General features: G+C 68.6%; 1 pseudogene. It reads right to left on the minus strand.

Annotation, left to right across the window (positions count from 1 at the left end):
* Positions 1-147: 147 nt before the first annotated feature.
* Positions 148-1,452, minus strand: a pseudogene (gene istA, locus AB0N14_RS40065) (IS21 family transposase); the annotation flags it as partial.
* Positions 1,453-1,644 lie beyond the last annotated feature (192 nt).

Raw genomic sequence — 1,644 nt, forward strand, 5'->3', positions numbered from 1 at the left:
CCCCGCACTCCCAGTAACGTCCACTACACACTGAGAGTCACCAAGCACCCCATCTGACCTGCACTGATGCCCTAACTCACCGGCATTGCAGGTCAACGGCACCTTTCTGCTGTCAGGGTGTCAGCTCCACCAATTCCGCTGAATAGCCAGGGTTGACAAGGTGACGGCTTCGGCCATCTTGGCCTTGATCCGGCGGGTGCCGGCGGTGGCGGCCTCAAGGAGCCAGCTCGCGGCGCCGGGGCCGATCATCAAGAACGCGGCCTCGGCGGCGCTGGTGGCCTTCGGGGTGCGGTCCGCGTCCTTGTCCTCGCGCTGGGGGTAGTGCTCGGCGGCGATGACCGGGGAGCCGGGGGTGCCGCGCGGGTGGCGGGCGACCTCGGCGGCGGTGCCGTCCGTGCCGACGGCGGTGACGACCAGCTCGTCGCCGTGGAACCGGGCCCAGACCCGGGTGTCGATCAGCTCGTGCGGGACCGAGTAGCGCACCGCCTCCACCGAGATGGTGGCGTCCCAGTTGACCCGGCGGGTGGTGCCGAACGCGACGGTGAACGGCTGCCGGGGCAGCGGGTGCAGCCGCTGGCGTTCCTCGGCGAGCATCTCGGCCGGGGTGCGGCGGGTCGCGCGGTGCACTCGCGTGTTGACCTCGGTGCAGAACTCGCGGCAGGCGGCCTCCAGTTGGGCGAAGGTGCGGTACTCCTCCAGCAGGTTGACGTCTTTGGGGACCAGGTCGGCCTTAGCAATGCGCACGGTCGCTTCCGAGCCGCCCTTGGTCTCCGGGTCGGCGGGCAGGCAGGTGCGAATGGTCGTGCCGTAGTGCCGGGCGACCTCGACGATCTCGGGGTTGCGGACCGCGATCCCGGCGATGTGGTCGGCGGTGACCGTCTTCTCGTTGTCGGTCAGTACGAACGCGGGGATCCCGCCGATCCTGCGGAACGTGGCGTCCAGGCAGGCGGTGACGGTGGGCAGGGTCTTGTCCCAGATCGGGATCACGATCCGGAACCGGGACCAGGCCAGCCACGCACACCACAGCGTGGTCTTGCGGCCGCCGATCACCGGGCCGTCGCCGAAGTCGTACTGCAGCCACAGTCCCGGCTCGGTGATCCAGGGGCGGTAGATCCTGCGTCGCCCGGCCTGGTACTGGGCCTTCGCCTCGGCCACGGTGCGGCGGGTGGTGCGTTCCCCGCCGGTGAAGCCCATCGCGGTGATGCGCTTGTGGACCACGTCCGCGCGGATCTTGCCGCCGGAGCGGACCACCAGTTCCTCGATCTTGGGCAGGTAGGCGTCGATCGCGCGGTCCCGGTGCCGGCGGGCCTCGGGTGCCTGCCCGGCCGCCCGCATCTTCACATAGCGGGCCACAGTGTGGTGGTCGCACCCGGCCAGCTCGGCCGCCGCGCGGTAACTGCCCGTGAGGTCGTATGCCTCCAGGATGTCCATGATCTCCCTGCTGTTCTTCACCCGCCCGACTCTCGCCGACCGGGATCTGGATCTTGTGAGCGGGGAGATATCTGGCCGTCCGCGGGGAAACCGCTGGCCATCAGTGGGGCCGTAAATGGGGCTCTTCTGCTTGATGTGTGGGTACCTGACCAGCCCTGATGCATAAAACACGCCGTTCCCTGCTTAGGGTTTCGAGTTGCTGAGGCTCAAGAT

It is taken from the genome of Streptomyces sp. NPDC051104 (assembly GCF_040682835.1).
GTDB classification, from domain to species: Bacteria; Actinomycetota; Actinomycetes; order Streptomycetales; family Streptomycetaceae; genus Streptomyces; species Streptomyces cynarae.